The sequence below is a fragment of the Rubrivirga sp. genome, from assembly GCF_049648075.1.
Taxonomy (GTDB): Bacteria; Bacteroidota; Rhodothermia; order Rhodothermales; family Rubricoccaceae; genus Rubrivirga.
Map to the genome: position 1 here is coordinate 1 of NZ_JBARYR010000125.1, position 2,519 is coordinate 2,519.

General features: G+C 67.5%; 2 protein-coding genes. Both read right to left on the minus strand.

What is annotated here, in order from left to right; translation table 11 throughout:
- Positions 1 to 193: 193 nt before the first annotated feature.
- Positions 194 to 1,615 (minus strand): undecaprenyl-phosphate glucose phosphotransferase, encoded by a 1,422-nt coding sequence (locus WBA11_RS03490; RefSeq protein WP_424519335.1) that lies wholly within the window; start codon positions 1,613 to 1,615, stop codon positions 194 to 196.
- A 163-nt stretch (positions 1,616 to 1,778) separates the two neighbouring features.
- Positions 1,779 to 2,315: a fasciclin domain-containing protein gene (locus tag WBA11_RS03495; RefSeq protein ID WP_424519336.1), complete on the minus strand. Its 537-nt coding sequence runs from the start codon at positions 2,313 to 2,315 to the stop codon at positions 1,779 to 1,781.
- Positions 2,316 to 2,519 lie beyond the last annotated feature (204 nt).

The window sequence follows — 2,519 nt, forward strand, 5'->3', positions numbered from 1 at the left end:
CAGCAGCACCGCCACGCCGACGACGTTGGCCACGACGACGCCCAGCGCCCGCCGCCCGCGCCCTCGAGGAGCAACCCCGTCCTCGAGGACGGATCTCTCGGGTCTCGACGCGTGCCGCCCGCTGTCCGTCTGCGTCACGGATCGCCCTCGAGGAGGCCGGCCCCGTGCCACATCCCTCGTGCCCCTTGCCCCATCAGTGCGCGTTCTCGTGGACGAACCCCTTGAACACCGTCATCACGATGATCTTGAGATCGAGCCACAGCGACCAGTTCGAGATGTACCAGAGGTCGTACTCGATCCGCTTGGTGAGGCTCGTATCACCGCGCCAGCCGTGGACCTGCGCCCAGCCCGTGATGCCCGCCTTCGTCTTGTGGCGCAGCATGTAGCCCGGGATCTCGTGGCGGAACCCCTCGATCAGCGACGGGCGCTCCGGCCTCGGCCCAACAACCGACATGTCCCCGCGGAGGACGTTCCAAAACTGAGGCAGCTCATCGAGGCTCGTCCGTCGCAGGAACGAGCCGACCGGCGTCGCTCGCGATTCGCCCTTGGTAGACCACACGGCGCCCGTCCCTGCTTCTGCGTTGACGGGCATCGAACGGAACTTCAGGATCTCGAACGTCTGCCCGTTCAAGCTCATCCGCGTCTGCTTGTAGAGGATCGGCCCCGGCGACGACAGCTTGACGGCGATCGCGATGACGGCCAGAAGAGGCGACAGGAGCACCAGTGCCGCCACCGAAAACCCGATGTCCCAGACGCGCTTAGCGAGCTGCCGAACGTCGAGGGGCGCCTCGTCCAGCAGGTGGATTACCGGCAGGCCATCCACGTCCGAGATCCGACTGTTGAGCAGGTCCAGGCCGAGCAGGTCCGGGACGAGCGCGAGGTGCGCCGTGTGGCGAGCGCACGCGTCCGCGACGGCCTCGATTTTGGGCGCCGCCGCCAGCGGAAGGGCCGCGTACACCAGATCCACCCCGCCCTGGTACCGGTCGAGGACCCGCTCGATGTCGTCGACCCGTCCCAAGACGTTCGGCGGGACGACGGGCTCGGGGTAGATGCGGCTCGGCTCAGCCGGCACCTCGTCTCGGTCGTCCAGGAATCCCAGCACCTCGAAGCCCATCCACGGGTAGTGGTGGAAGGCTCGCGCGAGCCGCTGTCCCGCTTTCCCCGCGCCCACGATCAGCACACGGCGGACGTTCCGTCCCTGCTGGCGTCCTCGACGCAGCACGACGTAGATCGATAGACGAAGGCCGACGAGCAGGACGGACGCGATCCCGGCGAAGAGCGCGACGTGCAGCCTCGAGAACGAGAACTCCCGGTAGAAGAACGACGCCCCAAACGACGCCACCAGGCCCAACGCGACCGCACGGCCGACAGCGAAGACCACCAGCGGGAGACGTTGCGCGCGGTGCGTCCGGTACAGGCCTGAGACCAGCAGGACGCCGCCCCAGATCGCTAGCACGAACGGGAGGTACCCGATGTACTGCTCGAGCGAGACCCACTCGGGCGGGGTTAAAACCTCGAATCGGAGGACCCAGGCCAGGATCCAGGCCAAGGCCACGAGCGCCAGGTCTGCGACGAGCAGAAGGCGTTGGAGGAGTACACTACGTTCGCGAAGCATCGGACCTAGCCGGCCAGGGAGTCGGGCGAGCGTGTCAAGCGGTCAGATGCGAGGGGGCGTGTGAGCAGTGACAATCTAATCGATCCCGGCGGGAGGTCCTAAACCACAACGGACCGCCCTGTCCGGTGAGGAAGAGCGGTCCGGGTCGAGCGGGCGGGCCAGGCTAGCGGGCCATCCCGCCCTCGGTCGGGTTGAGGACCAAGTTGATCAGGTGGATCGTGCCGTTGGAGGCCTCGATGTCGGTGAAGATGATGTCCGCGTCGTCGATCATGAACCCGGGATCACCGGTGGTGCGGGTCGAGACCACGAGCTCGTTGCCGTCGAGACCCTCGAGGATCATCCCGTCGGCCAGCTCGGAGGCCTTGAAGTCGCCGGAGATCACGTGGTACTGCAGCACGGCGCCCAGATCGGCAGGGTCAATCGCCGAGAGGTCCATGCCGTCGAAGGCGGCGTTGATCGGGGCGAAGACGGTAAACGGACCCGGTCCGCTGAGCGCGTCGACGAGTCCCGCCCGTTGGACGGCGGCGACGAGAGACGAGAGCTCGGGCTGGCCGGCGGCGTTCTCGACGATGGTCTTGTTGGCCGAGAGCATCGACGCGTCGAGGCCGAGCTCGCCCGTGAGCGAGGGCTCGTTCATGCGGCCCGTCGAGCAACCGGCGACGACGACCGCGAGCAGGAGGATGGAGAAAGAGCGGATCATGAGGGGGGTGGTGCAGGTGAGGGGAGTCTGACAACGGGGCGTCACGGTCCCGAGGTCCGTCCTCACGCGATCTCGCAGCCTCTCAGGCCTACCCCGGTACAGTGCGTCAGGACGGGCCTGACGCAGCGACACGGCCGATCTCGACCGGTTCGAGGACGCGGACGCCAGGCCGCGGCGCTGCGGCGCACGTCACCATCGCTGCGG

What these genes read in the sequence shown, in the direction of transcription:
- WBA11_RS03490 (WP_424519335.1), bottom strand. Translation starts at nt 1,615, where the DNA reads ATGCTTCGCGAACGTAGTGTACTCCTCCAACGCCTTCTGCTCGTCGCA.
- WBA11_RS03495 (WP_424519336.1), bottom strand. Translation starts at nt 2,315, where the DNA reads ATGATCCGCTCTTTCTCCATCCTCCTGCTCGCGGTCGTCGTCGCCGGT.